Raw genomic sequence first — 12,531 nt, 5'->3', positions numbered from 1 at the left:
CGAAACTCAGCTGTAAAGCGTTAAACCGCCACCAGGCGCACGCTGGCACCCTCGCCAACACCCAGGGCTTCGGCCGCTTCCATGTCCAGCGTTACAGGCTTGCCCGGCGCGTAATCAAGCTCAAGCAACACGGCGCGGTAGTCCTGCAGCTGGGCATTGGCCACCAGGTATTGCCGGCCGGCGCCCTTGACCGGTTCGCCGATCTTCACCGGTACCACGCGGCTCTGGGCAATCGAGCGGATCCCCGAGACACGGGCATGCAAGGTCGGGCCACCGTCGAAAATGTCGATGTAATGATCGGTCTCGAAACCTTCGCGCATCAGGATGTCGAAGGTGATCTGCGCACGCGGGTGGACCTGGCCCATGGCTTCCTGGGCGGCGTCCGGCAACAGCGGCACGTAGATCGGGTAATGCGGCATCAGCTCGGCGAGGAAGGTACGGCTTTTCAGCCCGCACAGGCGCTCGGCGGCGGCGTAGTTGAGGTCGAAGAAGTTACGACCGATGGCGTCCCAGAACGGCGAGTCGCCATTTTCATCGCTATAGCCGACGATCTCGGTTACCACCGAATCGGCAAACCGCTCCGGATGGCTGGCGACGAACAGCAGGCGACCACGGGAATTGAGTTCCGACCACGGCGAACCCACCAGCTCCGGCACAACATAGAAACTGGTCAACAGGCTGTTACCGGTCAGGTCATGGCACTGGGAGAGCACGTGGATCTTGTTGTGGATCTTCAGCTCGCGGGAGGCGTGCACGAAGGTCTCGTTGCGAAAGCTGTAGAACGGCTCGGAATAACCGGCCGACGCGACGATGGCCGAACAGCCCGCCAGCTTGCCGGTCGCGGTGTCTTCAAGGACGAAGAAATAGCTCTCTTCACCGTTAAAGCTGACTTCAGCGGCAAACGAGGCTTCGCTCGCGGCGATCTTGTCGCTCAGGCGTTCCACGTCATCCGGCAAGGAAGTGACACCGATCGGACTGTCCGCAGCCAGACGCTGTACCTCGCCCAGATCAGCCATTTGCGCGGGGCGCATCACCAGCATGGTGTCACTCCTTAACTTGAAATAAACGGTTCGACTATTGAGGTCGATACACAGAGAAAAAAAACTGGGCGTGGGAGCGGTTTTGCTCGCGGAGAGGCCATCACTTCCAACGGAAATGTTGACTGATCAATCGCCTTCGCGGGCAAGCCCGCTCCCACATTTGGACCCTGTCAGGCCCTAAGCATCAGGCCTGGGTCAGCTTCGCCGCGGCCCGCTCGAAACGATCCAGGCCGGCATCGATGTCGGCGTCTTCCACCACCAGGCTCGGCGCGAAGCGAATCACGTCCGGGCCGGCTTGCAGGATCATCAGGCCTTCCTGTTCGGCGGCGTTGAAGATGTCCTTGGCCTTGCCTTTCCAAGCGTCGTTCAACACGCAGCCGATCAACAGGCCCAAACCGCGCACCTGGGTAAACAGGCCGTACTTCGCGCCGATCTGCTCCAGGCGTGCCTTGAACTTGGCATGCTTGGTTTTGACGCCGGCCAGCACTTCGGGCGTATTGATGACATCGATCACCGCTTCAGCGACCGCGCAGGCCAGCGGGTTGCCGCCGTACGTGGTGCCATGGGTGCCGACCACCAGGTGCTTGGCCAACGCTTCGGTGGTGAGCATCGCGGCAATCGGGAACCCCCCGCCCAGGCTCTTGGCGCTGGTGAGAATGTCCGGGACCACGCCGTAATGCATATAGGCGAACAAGTGGCCACTGCGGCCCATGCCGGTCTGCACTTCGTCGAACACCAGCAGCGCATCGTGGGCATCGCACAGGTCGCGAGCACCTTGCAGGTAAGCCTGTTCCGCCGGCAGCACACCGCCCTCGCCCTGAATCGGCTCCAGCACCACGGCGCAGGTCTTGTCCGAAATAGCCGCTTTCAGTGCAGCCAGGTCGTTGTAAGGAACGTGGGTGATGCCGGTGATTTTAGGACCGAAGCCGTCGGAGTACTTCGATTGCCCACCGACGTTGACGGTAAACAAGGTACGACCGTGGAAACTGTTGAGCGCGGCGATGATTTCGTATTTTTCGCTGCCGAACCGATCGAACGCGACACGACGGGCCAGCTTGAAGGCGGCCTCGTTGGCTTCCGCGCCGGAGTTGCAGAAGAACGCACGTTCGGCAAATGTCGCGTTGACCAACTTATGGGCCAGGCGCAGGGCCGGCTCGTTGGTGAACACGTTGGACACGTGCCACAGCTTGTTGGCCTGCTCGGTCAATGCACCGACCAGCGCCGGGTGGGCATGGCCCAGTACATTGACTGCGATACCGCCAGCGAAGTCGATCAACTCGCGACCGGACTGGTCCCACACGCGGGAACCGGCACCACGCACAGGAATAAAGGCAGCAGGTGCATAGTTGGGAACCATCACCTGGTCGAAATCGGCGCGTTGTACCGCGGCTTGCTCAACGGACATCGGAGTCTCCTGAAGAGGAACACCCGCCTGGAACTGGCGAGCTTGGTAGGGATTGTAAGGACAGTTTTCAGCCCGGCCTTGCCGCCAAGCGACAACTTCTTATAGCGCCAACCCACGTTTTTCGCGGGTTTACGGCAATGCGACAAATAGCGTCGCAAAGGCGCAGTTTAAACGGTGCAGCGGGATTTGAGGCGCCGGCATTTACATTTCCCTGGCCAGCCACAACTGGAGTTTTAGAGGAGTAATCTGTGGCGAGGGAGCTTGCTCCCGCTGGGGGCGCGCAGCATCCACCAGGAAAACCTCCAATCAATCTGACGCAACAGGGTTACCGTTTGGGCCCGCTTCGCGGCCCAGCGGGAGCAAGCTCCCTCGCCACAGGTAAGTTGCCTTACCGCAGGAGTCTTATCTGCCCTAGCCGCGCTCGGACGGCACCGAGGACAATTCGAACGGGCTGCTGCTGCGCCGCTGGTTGCGATCTTCCCGTGGCGTGGCGCCAAAGAAGTTGCGGTAGGCGCTGGAAAAATGCGGCCCCGAGGAGAAACCGCAGGACAGGCCGATCTGGATGATGGACTTGCTGGTCTGCATCAGCATCTGGCGGGCCTTGTTCAGGCGCAGCTCCAGGTAGTACTGGCTCGGTACGCGATTGAGGTATTGCTTGAAGATCCGCTCCAGCTGTCGACGGGACACGCACACATGCTGGGCGATTTCGTCGGTGGTCAGCGGCTCCTCGATGTTGGCCTCCATCAGCAGCACCGCCTGGGTGAGCTTCGGATGGCTGGAGCCGAGGCGATTCTGCAACGGGATGCGCTGGCGCTCGCCGCCTTCGCGGATACGCTCGACCACCAACTCTTCCGACACCGCACCGGCCAGCTCCGCGCCATGATCCCGGGCCAGCACCGCCAGCAACAGGTCGAGCACTGACATGCCGCCGCAGGCGCTCAGGCGATCGCGGTCCCAATCGAACAAATGACTGGTGGCGATAACCTTGGGAAAGCGTTCAGAGAAATCGTCCTGCCAGCGCCAGTGCACAGCCGCGCGGTAACCGTCGAGCAACCCCAACTGGGCCAGGGGATACACACCGGCGGACAAGCCACCGATCACACAACCGGCCCGCACCAACTGCTTGAGGGCGCTGCTCAAGGGCGACGCCAGGGTGGTCGGCGGTTCGTCGGCCAGCAGGAAAAGCTTCTGCAAGCCTTCAAGCTTGCCGGCCCAGGGTTCGCCCGGCAATTGCCACGGCCCCTCGGCTGCCGGCTCGGCCTGCAGGAACGACAATTCGTAGATCACATCCGGATGCACCCGCTGAGCAACGCGCAAGGCCTCCTCAGCCAGCGCCAGCGTCAAGGCTTTAGTGCTGGGCCAAATCAGGAAACCTATTCGATGGGCAGTCATGGCGGGCGATCCGAAGCAAAAACAGTGTTAAAGCCAAAAGCGGCTGCAACCAAATTAGACCATCTGGCGCGCGGTGCGCAGCATGACCCAAATCAGGTGCGTAGCGGGAGCGATTACTTGAGGCTGCCCGAAAGAAATTGCTGCAGGCGCTCCGATTGCGGATTGACCAGCACTTCGCGCGGGTTGCCGCTTTCCTCGACGACGCCCTTGTGCAGGAACACCAGCTGGTTCGACACTTCACGGGCAAAGCCCATCTCGTGCGTCACCACCACCATGGTCCGGCCTTCCAGGGCCAGGGCCTGCATCACCTTGAGCACATCGCCCACCAATTCAGGGTCGAGGGCCGAGGTCGGCTCATCGAACAGCATCACCTCGGGCTCCATCGCCAGGGCACGGGCAATCGCCACGCGCTGTTGTTCGCCGCCGGACATGTGGCCCGGGTAGGCATCCTTGCGATGCGCCACGCCCACCTTGTTCAGGTAATGCTCGGCCTTCTCGCGAGCCTCGGCCTTGGAAACGCCCAGCACATGCACCGGCGCTTCCATGATGTTTTCCAGCGCGGTCATGTGGGACCACAGGTTGAAATGCTGGAACACCATCGACAGCCGCGAACGCATGCGCTGCAGTTGCTTGGGGTCCGCAGCCTTCAACGCGCCATCCTTGTTGGCCACCAGCTTGAGCTCTTCGTTGTTGAGCAAAATCTTGCCGGCATGGGGCTGCTCGAGCAGATTGATGCAACGCAGGAAGGTACTTTTGCCGGAACCACTGGAGCCGATGATGCTGATCACATCGCCAGCGGCGGCTTTCAGGGACACGCCCTTGAGCACTTCGTGACTGCCATAGCGTTTATGCAGGTCTTGGACTTCGAGCTTGTACATGCGGTCGGTTCTCACAAAACGTCAGTCGTTGAGCAGTCGATCGGATCGATGCGTTATCAGTGCTTGCGCGGAGCCAGGTAACCCAGCCAGCGGCGCTCGGCCAATTTGAACAGGCGCACCAGGATGAAGGTCAGGCACAGGTAGAAGACGCCGGCCGTGATGTAGGCCTCGAACGGCAAGTAATACTGCGCATTCACCGTGCGCGCGGCACCGGTGATGTCGATCAGGGTCACGATGGACGCCAGACTGGTGGTCTGCAACATCATGATGACTTCGTTGCTGTATTGCGGCAGCGCGCGGCGCAGGGCCGATGGCAACAGGATCCGGCGATACAGCTTGTAGCGCGACATGCCCATGGCCTTGGCCGCCTCGATTTCACCGTTGGGCGTGGCCCGCAGGCTGCCGGCAATGATTTCGGCGGTGTAGGCGCTGGTGTTGATGGCGAACGCCAGGCATGCGCAGAAGGTCGCGCTGGACAGCCATGGCCAGAGGAAGCTCTCGCGCACAATCGCAAACTGCGCCAGCCCGTAGTAGATCAGGAACAGCTGCACCAGCATCGGCGTGCCGCGAATCACATAGGTGTAGAGCCAGGCCGTCATGTTGACGATTGGCTGCTTGGACACGCGCATCAAACCCAGGGGCAGCGCCGCCAGCAGACCGAAGAACAGCGACAGTGCCAGCAGCTTCAGGGTGGTCACAAGGCCACTGAAGTACAGCGGCAAGGCATCGAAGATGACGTTGTAGTCGAAGATCATAGATCAGCCGCCCTTACGCCTACCGAGTAGCGCTTCTCAAGGTGACGCAATGCCAGCAACGAGACGCTGGTGATCACCAGGTACATCGCCGCCACTGCCAGGAAGAAGGTAAAAGGCTCGCGAGTGGCGTCTGCCGCCTGCTTGGCCTTGAACATCATGTCTTGCAGACCCACCACCGAAATCAGCGCGGTGGCCTTGGTCAATACCAGCCAGTTGTTGGTGAAGCCCGGAATCGCCAGGCGAATCATCTGCGGCACCAGCACCCGGAAAAACACCTGGAAGCCGTTCATACCGTACGCCATGCCCGCCTCGGCCTGCCCTTTGGGGATCGCCATGAACGCACCGCGAAAGGTTTCCGACAGGTACGCACCGAAGATGAAACCCAAGGTGCCAATACCGGCCGCCAACGGGTTCAGGTCGATGTAGTCGTCATAACCGAGCATCGGCGCGACGCGGTTGAGCAAGTCCTGGCCGCCGTAGAAAATCAGCAGGATCAGCACCAGGTCGGGAATGCCGCGAATGACCGTGGAATACAGGTCGCCCAGCCACGCCAGCCAGCGTACCGGCGACAGGCGCAATGCAACGCCGATCAGCCCCAGGACAATGGCCAGGGCCATGGACGACAAGGCGAGCTGAAGCGTCAACCATGCGCCATCGAGGATGACAGCCCCGTAGCCTTTCAACATGATTCAGGTCCTCGAATGTGGGATGAAAAAATGGCGCAAACCGCAGAGATTCTGTTGCTTGCGCCATTTCGCACTTATCAAAGCGACGTATTTACTTGCCGTAAATGTCGAAGTCGAAGTACTTGTCCTGGATTTGCTTGTACTTGCCGTTCTCGCGGATGGCTGCGATGGCAGCGCTGATCTTGTCTTTCAGCGCGTCACCCTTGCGCACCGCGATGCCCACGCCGTCGCCGAAATAGTTGACGTCGGTGAAGGCCGGGCCAACGAACGCGAAGCCTTTGCCGGCGTCTGTCTTCAGGAAGCCGTCATTCAGCAGCGTAGCGTCTGCCACCGTGCCGTCGAGACGACCTGCGGAAACATCGAGGTAGATCTCGTTCTGCGAACCGTACGGCTTGATCTCGGCGCCCAGCGGGGCCAGGACTTCACGGGCGAAACGCTCGTGGATCGAACCGCGCTGCACGCCAATGTTCTTGCCCTTGAGCTCGGTCAGGCCGTCGCTGACCTGGGTGCCGGCCTTCATCACCAGGCGAGCCGGGGTGTTGTAGTACTTGTTGGTGAAATCAACGGACTTCTTGCGGTCTTCGGTGATGGACATGGACGAAAGGATCGCGTCGATCTTGCGGACCTTGAGCGCCGGGATCAGACCGTCGAATTCCTGCTCGACCCACACGCACTTGACCTTCATCTCTTCGCACAGCGCATTGCCGATGTCGTAGTCGAAACCGACGATGTTGCCATCCGGGGCTTTCGAGGCAAACGGAGGGTAAGCCGCTTCGATACCGATTTTCAGAGGCTTTTCATCGGCGAAGGTCGGCAGCGACAGCACGGACAGTGCCAGGGCGCCAAGCAGCACAAGTTTCTTCATCTTGGGACTCCATCGGTAAAGGGCAAAAACGGCAGAGTGAGCAACAGCCCAATATGCGAATGGGTGAAACGAACTTTGGTGCTGCGTCCTAGGAAGCCCACGCTTTATTCAACGCAGGCCACGACGAGCGAGTGATCGGCATTCTAACGACAGGCCCGAAGCCGATATTTCTTCAATGCGACAACAAATTACAGAAGCACCAAGAAAGCGGATCGAGCACATTGACAGCCCCGCAAATTCATGCAAAGGCAAAAGAAGGGAAACCGATCTATGCTGCAAATAGCGGGCCCATTATTCGCAAACCCTTCTAATCCGGCAAGCACAGCGTGTCGGCTTATTTTCAGAGACGTCTGGAGCCGCCCTGTAGCAGGGCGTTACGTTTCACATCGCCCCGTTGTGGCGCCTTTGGTTACACATTTCGAAACATGGGTAACATTCGGAAGCGTCTGACGACAAAGCTCGATATTTATTCGCGGACCATGCCAGCCACACACACAACCCTGTGGCGAGGGAGCTTGCTCCCGCTCGGCTGCGCAGCAGTCGTAGGTCGGCCGATACGGTATGACTGAATGACCGCAGTGTCTGGTTTTGGGGCTGCTGTGCAGCCCAGCGGGAGCAAGCTCCCTCGCCACAGAGCTACGCGCTCGACATCCAAAAAAAGCCCCGCTCGGCACTGCCGGGCGGGGCTTTTCGGTTTTACGGGTTACCGTCAGGCGACGTTCATGGTCTTGTGCGTCTCGATCAAGTGCGCCACCACACTTGGATCGGCGAGGGTGGAGATATCACCCAACGCGTCGTATTCCGCCGTGGCGATCTTGCGCAGGATGCGGCGCATGATCTTGCCCGAACGGGTTTTCGGCAGACCCGGCGCCCACTGGATGACGTCCGGCGAAGCAATCGGACCGATCTCCTTGCGCACCCAGTTTTTCAGTTCCAGGCGCAGTGCCTCGCTGGTTTCTTCGCCAGCGTTCAGGGTGACGTAGACATAAATGCCCTGCCCCTTGATGTCGTGCGGCACACCGACCACCGCCGCTTCGGCGACTTTCGGGTGGGCGACCATGGCGCTTTCGATCTCGGCCGTGCCCATGCGGTGACCGGACACGTTGAGTACGTCATCCACCCGGCCGGTGATCCAGTAGTAACCGTCCTCGTCGCGACGCGCACCGTCACCGGTGAAATACATGCCGCTGAAGGTCTTGAAGTAGGTGTCGACGAAGCGGTCATGGTCGCCGTACAGCGTACGGGCCTGGCCTGGCCACGAATCGAGAATCACCAGGTTGCCTTCGGACGCGCCTTCGATCAGGTTGCCGAGGTTGTCCACCAGCGCCGGCACCACACCGAAGAACGGACGCGTGGCCGAACCGGGTTTCAACGCCGTGGCGCCCGGCAATGGGCTGATCAGCACGCCACCGGTTTCGGTCTGCCACCAAGTGTCGACGATCGGGCAACGTTCCTTGCCGACATTCTTGTAGTACCAGTCCCAGGCTTCGGGGTTGATCGGCTCACCCACCGAGCCCAACAGGCGCAGGCTGCTGCCATCCGCGCCTTCAACAGCGGCGGTACCCGACGCCATCATTGCGCGGATAGCGGTTGGCGCGGTGTAGAGGATATTGACCTTATGCTTGTCGATGACCTTGGCCACCCGGGTAATGTCCGGGTAGTTCGGCACGCCTTCGAACAGCAGCGTGGTCGCGCCGTTGGCCAGCGGGCCATAGACGATGTAGCTGTGGCCGGTGACCCAGCCGACGTCGGCGGTGCACCAGTAGACCTCGCCCGGCTTGTAATCGAACACGCGCTCGTGGGTCAGCGCCGCATACAACAGGTAGCCGGCCGTGGTGTGCTGCACACCCTTGGGCTTGCCGGTGGAACCGGAGGTGTAGAGGATGAACAACGCTTCCTCGGCGCCCATTTCCTTCGGCGCGCAAACGGTGCCGGCGACTTTCATCAGGTCTTCGTACCAGATGTCGCGGTGCTGGTTCCACTTGATGCCACCACCGGTGCGCTTGCACACGATGACTTTCTGGATGCTGCTGGTTTCCGGGTTGGTCAACGCATCATCGACGTTGGCCTTGAGCGGGATCTTCTTGCCGGCGCGAACGCCTTCGTCAGCGGTGATCACCACTTTGGATTTGCAGTCGATGATCCGGCCGGCCAGTGCTTCAGGCGAGAAACCGCCGAACACCACCGAATGAATCGCACCGATCCGGGCACAGGCCAGCATCGCGACCACGGCTTCAGGGATCATCGGCATGTAGATCGTCACCACGTCGCCGCGATGCACGTCCTGGCCGCGCAGGGCGTTGGCGAACTTGCAGACTTCTTCATGCAGCTCGCGATAGGTGATGTTGCGGCTCTCGGCCGGGTCATCGCCCTCCCAGATAATCGCAATTTGATCGCCGCGCTCGGCCAGGTGACGGTCGAGGCAGTTGTAGGAAACGTTCAAGGTGCCATCGGCAAACCACTTGATATCGACATGGTGATCGTCGAAGGACGTCTGCTTCACCGTGGTGAAGGGCTTGATCCAATCGAGGCGCTTGGCCTGCTCGCGCCAGAAGCCATCCGGGTTGACGACCGACTGCTGATACATCGCCTTGTAGGTCGCCTCGTCAGTCAACGTACTGGCCGCAACCTCGGGGCGAACGGGATACAGAGAAGCCGCACTCATCTTTCTTACCTCGGAGACATAGTTGTTTTTGTATGGTCCCGTTGTAGCCCGGGGCGGGCCTATAGAACCATTCGACGATGGTAGTAACAAGTCCCTACAAAATGTCGGTACTAACGTGCAAGGCGTTGCCAGCAGGAATTTCCCTGTGGGAGCCGAGCTTGCTCGCGATGACGGTGTGTCAGTCAACATCAACATTTGATGTAAATGCCGCCTTCGCGAGCAAGCCCGCTCCCACAGTTGAATGTCGGTGAATGCCTACTTTGTGTGCGACACAGATCCCCCTGTGGGAGCGGGCTTGCTCGCGAAGACGGCGGTAGATCCAACACAGATGTAACAGACAGCCACCGCTTCCTACGACGATTATTACCAGATCAACCAACAGTGTTTATCAAAACCGAGTCTGTTTACCCCTACCCTCACCTTCTAAAATCCGCCTCGCCAACCGGCAAACACGATTAACGCAACACAGCCCCCACGAAGGCCGTTAATCCAACTTCCAAAACTTGCTCCACACGCAACCCCAAAAAGGTTGCGTGACCCCATTCGACCTCAAAAAAGGTGAAATAAAGATGAAAGCTTTATGGGTTCTGGTCCTCGGCAGTCTTTGCGCAACCGCAATGGCAGACGAGGCCCCGACCGATGTCGCACAGCAAAAGCCAGCCATTGAGGAGTACACCTACTCCACTCACCTGGATATCGCCAAAGTCATCTCCATGAGCGAAATCCCCAATATCTGCGAAGTGGTCCCGGCAAAGATGGAATACGACGACTCCAAAGGCCAACGTCACATCCTGCGCTACAGCATCATGGGCAACGGCTGCTCCAACGGCTGATCAACGTATGAACGAACCAGGAGCAACCACCATGAAAAGCAAACTGTTCTTCGCCTTGACCCTGTCCGTACTGGCCGCCAATAGCTTCGCCGCCGACGGCTTCGATCGCACCGGTTCCGCCGCCGCCATCGATCGCTACAACCTGACGGATGCAGCCACTATCGCCACCGACGGTTTCGACCACAGCGACTCGGCAACCGTCGCCGCCGATGGCAGCGATCGCACCGGCTCAAGCCGTACCGATTGATCAATACTGGCATTTTCCATGGCCCGATTTCGATCGGGCCTGGTTGTGTCTGCAACCGCTGAAAACCCTTCATAAACACAACATGTAGTGCAAAACTGCAAAAAACGCTCGTTTTTTGATCAAAAAAACGGCCATCCGACTCATGCAAAAAAAATCTTCAACGGCCAAAGCCTTGTAAACCCTCGCTCCCACGCGGATATGCCCTTCGCCACCCCTTCTGTGAGCCATTTCGCCGCAGCACGTAGGCAAAAAAGTCCTTATAATGCCGCCTTAAACGGGCCTGCAATATTCCCTTACAGGGAGTCAAGCCAACCTGAAGCCCACGCAGGGGCCCCTAGCCTCCTCGCGTACACAGCCGCTTCAGGATCGCCCGTACATTTTTCTGTTTATTGCCTGCGTTAGCTGCTGCAACAAACGATTTTCCAAGATCCACCGCGGCCAGTAGGCCTTCATCGGGCATCTGGCCCTCACGCAGGAGACGACACGTCATGCTGAGCTGGGACGAATTCGACAAAGAAGACGGCGAAGTTGCTGTAAAAGGCGCCAACGCCGGCCACGCTTCTGAAGCCAACATGGACCGCCTCGACAGCGCCGGCGGTGCCGCTGCTCTTGAAGCCCGGGCCGTGACGGCCAGCGACTCGGCCGCGATCATTCGCGCCAAGGCCGCCCTCGACAAACTCGACGTCGCCGAAGGCCTCGCCGAACTCGAAGGCGCCGCCGCCCGTGTCGCCGTCGATGAAAAGCGCATGATCAACTGCCGCGCCGACCTCAACCAGCTCGTGCCATTCAAATACGACTGGGCCTGGCAGAAGTACCTGGACGGCTGCGCAAACCACTGGATGCCGCAAGAAGTCAACATGACCGCCGACATCGCCCTCTGGAAAGACCCGGAAGGTCTGACCGACGACGAACGCCGCATCGTGATGCGCAACCTGGGCTTCTTCTCCACCGCCGATTCCCTGGTTGCCAACAACCTGGTCCTGGCCGTGTACCGCCTGATTACCAACCCGGAATGCCGCCAATACATCCTGCGCCAGGCGTTCGAAGAGGCGATCCATACCCACGCCTACCAGTACTGCATCGAATCGCTGGCCATGGATGAAGGCGAAATCTTCAACATGTACCACGAGATCCCATCGGTCGCGAAAAAAGCCGCCTGGGGCCTGAAATACACCCGTTCGATCTCCGATCCGAAGTTCGAAACCGGCACCCCGGACACCGACAAAGAGTTGCTGCGCAACCTGATCGCTTATTACTGCGTCCTGGAAGGCATCTTCTTCTACTGCGGCTTCACCCAGATCCTCTCCATGGGCCGCCGCAACAAAATGACCGGCGTCGCCGAGCAGTTCCAGTACATCCTGCGCGACGAATCCATGCACCTGAACTTCGGCATCGACGTGATCAACCAGATCAAAATCGAAAACCCACACCTGTGGGATGCCGAGATGAAGGAAGAAGCGACCCAGATGATCCTGCAAGGGACCCAGCTGGAAATCGAATACGCCCGCGACACCATGCCTCGCGGCGTGTTGGGGATGAATGCGGCGATGATGGAGGACTACCTCAAGTTCATCGCTAACCGTCGTCTGTCGCAGATTGGTCTTAAGGAAGAGTATCCAGGCACGACTAACCCGTTCCCTTGGATGAGCGAGATCATGGACTTGAAGAAAGAGAAGAATTTCTTTGAGACGCGAGTGATTGAGTATCAGACGGGTGGGGCTTTGAGCTGGGATTGACAGTGGCGTAATGCCATGCAATAAGAGTC

Annotated in this window: 11 protein-coding genes; 3 read left to right on the top strand and 8 right to left on the bottom strand. The window is 59.4% G+C overall.

Features of this window, described 5'->3' with window-relative positions; all coding sequences use genetic code 11:
- Positions 1-20: 20 nt before the first annotated feature.
- From aruF to acs, 8 genes are all read right to left on the bottom strand, one after another.
- On the bottom strand, positions 21-1,040 hold the full coding sequence (gene aruF, locus PFLQ2_RS21445; protein ID WP_003178851.1) for an arginine/ornithine succinyltransferase subunit alpha: 1,020 nt from the start codon (positions 1,038-1,040) through the stop codon (positions 21-23).
- 184 nt (positions 1,041-1,224) lie between these two features.
- Positions 1,225-2,445, bottom strand: coding sequence for an aspartate aminotransferase family protein (locus PFLQ2_RS21450; RefSeq protein WP_003178849.1), 1,221 nt, complete (start codon positions 2,443-2,445; stop codon positions 1,225-1,227).
- A gap of 411 nt (positions 2,446-2,856) precedes the next feature.
- Entirely contained in the window at positions 2,857-3,837 is a 981-nt protein-coding gene (locus tag PFLQ2_RS21455) for a GlxA family transcriptional regulator (protein WP_003178842.1), read from the bottom strand.
- Between the two features lie 113 nt (positions 3,838-3,950).
- Positions 3,951-4,715, bottom strand: coding sequence for an ABC transporter ATP-binding protein (locus PFLQ2_RS21460; RefSeq protein WP_003178839.1), 765 nt, complete (start codon positions 4,713-4,715; stop codon positions 3,951-3,953).
- Positions 4,716-4,771: 56 nt separating this feature from the next.
- Positions 4,772-5,470 carry an ABC transporter permease gene (locus PFLQ2_RS21465; RefSeq protein WP_003178837.1) on the bottom strand — a complete coding sequence of 233 codons (699 nt, stop codon included), beginning with the start codon at positions 5,468-5,470 and terminating at the stop codon, positions 4,772-4,774.
- Entirely contained in the window at positions 5,467-6,156 is a 690-nt protein-coding gene (locus tag PFLQ2_RS21470; RefSeq protein ID WP_003178836.1) for an ABC transporter permease, read from the bottom strand. Before PFLQ2_RS21470 ends, PFLQ2_RS21465 begins: the two co-directional genes overlap by 4 nt.
- 91 nt (positions 6,157-6,247) lie before the next feature.
- Positions 6,248-7,021 (bottom strand): ABC transporter substrate-binding protein, encoded by a 774-nt coding sequence (locus tag PFLQ2_RS21475; RefSeq protein WP_003178835.1) that lies wholly within the window; start codon positions 7,019-7,021, stop codon positions 6,248-6,250.
- 709 nt (positions 7,022-7,730) lie between these two features.
- Entirely contained in the window at positions 7,731-9,686 is a 1,956-nt protein-coding gene (acs, locus tag PFLQ2_RS21480) for an acetate--CoA ligase (RefSeq protein ID WP_003178833.1), read from the bottom strand.
- A gap of 569 nt (positions 9,687-10,255) precedes the next feature.
- On the opposite strand from acs, the gene PFLQ2_RS21485 reads away from it, so the two are divergent.
- From PFLQ2_RS21485 to PFLQ2_RS21495, 3 genes are all read left to right on the top strand, one after another.
- Positions 10,256-10,519 (top strand): DUF2790 domain-containing protein, encoded by a 264-nt coding sequence (locus PFLQ2_RS21485; RefSeq protein WP_003178831.1) that lies wholly within the window; start codon positions 10,256-10,258, stop codon positions 10,517-10,519.
- A 31-nt stretch (positions 10,520-10,550) separates the two neighbouring features.
- Positions 10,551-10,766 carry a hypothetical protein gene (locus tag PFLQ2_RS21490; RefSeq protein WP_003178829.1) on the top strand — a complete coding sequence of 72 codons (216 nt, stop codon included), beginning with the start codon at positions 10,551-10,553 and terminating at the stop codon, positions 10,764-10,766.
- 488 nt (positions 10,767-11,254) lie between these two features.
- Positions 11,255-12,502, top strand: coding sequence for a ribonucleotide-diphosphate reductase subunit beta (locus PFLQ2_RS21495; RefSeq protein ID WP_003178826.1), 1,248 nt, complete (start codon positions 11,255-11,257; stop codon positions 12,500-12,502).
- Positions 12,503-12,531: the final 29 nt, after the last annotated feature.

The sequence above is a fragment of the Pseudomonas fluorescens Q2-87 genome, from assembly GCF_000281895.1.
GTDB lineage: Bacteria > Pseudomonadota > Gammaproteobacteria > Pseudomonadales > Pseudomonadaceae > Aquipseudomonas > Aquipseudomonas fluorescens_S.
This window is presented reverse-complemented; position numbering and strand designations above follow the sequence as displayed.

What these genes read in the sequence shown, in the direction of transcription:
- aruF (WP_003178851.1), bottom strand. Translation starts at nt 1,040, where the DNA reads ATGCTGGTGATGCGCCCCGCGCAAATGGCTGATCTGGGCGAGGTACAG.
- PFLQ2_RS21490 (WP_003178829.1), top strand. Translation starts at nt 10,551, where the DNA reads ATGAAAAGCAAACTGTTCTTCGCCTTGACCCTGTCCGTACTGGCCGCC.
- PFLQ2_RS21455 (WP_003178842.1), bottom strand. Translation starts at nt 3,837, where the DNA reads ATGACTGCCCATCGAATAGGTTTCCTGATTTGGCCCAGCACTAAAGCC.
- PFLQ2_RS21465 (WP_003178837.1), bottom strand. Translation starts at nt 5,470, where the DNA reads ATGATCTTCGACTACAACGTCATCTTCGATGCCTTGCCGCTGTACTTC.
- PFLQ2_RS21450 (WP_003178849.1), bottom strand. Translation starts at nt 2,445, where the DNA reads ATGTCCGTTGAGCAAGCCGCGGTACAACGCGCCGATTTCGACCAGGTG.
- PFLQ2_RS21460 (WP_003178839.1), bottom strand. Translation starts at nt 4,715, where the DNA reads ATGTACAAGCTCGAAGTCCAAGACCTGCATAAACGCTATGGCAGTCAC.
- PFLQ2_RS21475 (WP_003178835.1), bottom strand. Translation starts at nt 7,021, where the DNA reads ATGAAGAAACTTGTGCTGCTTGGCGCCCTGGCACTGTCCGTGCTGTCG.
- PFLQ2_RS21485 (WP_003178831.1), top strand. Translation starts at nt 10,256, where the DNA reads ATGAAAGCTTTATGGGTTCTGGTCCTCGGCAGTCTTTGCGCAACCGCA.
- acs (WP_003178833.1), bottom strand. Translation starts at nt 9,686, where the DNA reads ATGAGTGCGGCTTCTCTGTATCCCGTTCGCCCCGAGGTTGCGGCCAGT.
- PFLQ2_RS21495 (WP_003178826.1), top strand. Translation starts at nt 11,255, where the DNA reads ATGCTGAGCTGGGACGAATTCGACAAAGAAGACGGCGAAGTTGCTGTA.
- PFLQ2_RS21470 (WP_003178836.1), bottom strand. Translation starts at nt 6,156, where the DNA reads ATGTTGAAAGGCTACGGGGCTGTCATCCTCGATGGCGCATGGTTGACG.